At 59.0% G+C, this 446-nt stretch carries 1 pseudogene; it reads left to right on the top strand.

Annotated elements, in window-relative coordinates:
* Positions 1 to 141: 141 nt before the first annotated feature.
* Positions 142 to 446, top strand: a pseudogene (locus tag QP994_RS11120) (Trp family transcriptional regulator); the annotation flags it as partial.

Here is a 446-nt window from a genome sequence, read left to right as displayed (position 1 = left end):
TTGCGACCGGCTATTTGGTAGCAGTGTCGTGACTATCCGGTAGCGCTTCAGTGAGTTTCTGGTAGCAGCTCAGGGCGCTCGGGATGATACTTCCGGTAGCCGCACCACTCGGGTGCGGCGCGTACTGGAAGGAGTCCGCTGATGACGGATTACCGTGCGGTGATGACGCTGCTGATTAAGAAGCGTTCTTACCGCCAGATTGAAGACCAACTCGGGTGCTCGCACCGCGCGATTTCCCGGGCGAACCAAGCGCTGCGAAGCCTTGGCCTGACCACTGCCCAGCAGGTCGCGGCGCTGACGAATGACGAGCTGGACGAGATATTCGTTGATAAACGCACCAGCGGGCAAGGCGAATTCGTCCCGATTGACTTTGACGCGGTCGTCAAAGCACGCACAGGGCGTACGAAGCACACACTGCAAGTATTGTGGGCTCGCTACACCACCAC

The organism is Corynebacterium sp. MSK044 (genome assembly GCF_030232825.1).
GTDB lineage: Bacteria > Actinomycetota > Actinomycetes > Mycobacteriales > Mycobacteriaceae > Corynebacterium.
This window is presented reverse-complemented; position numbering and strand designations above follow the sequence as displayed.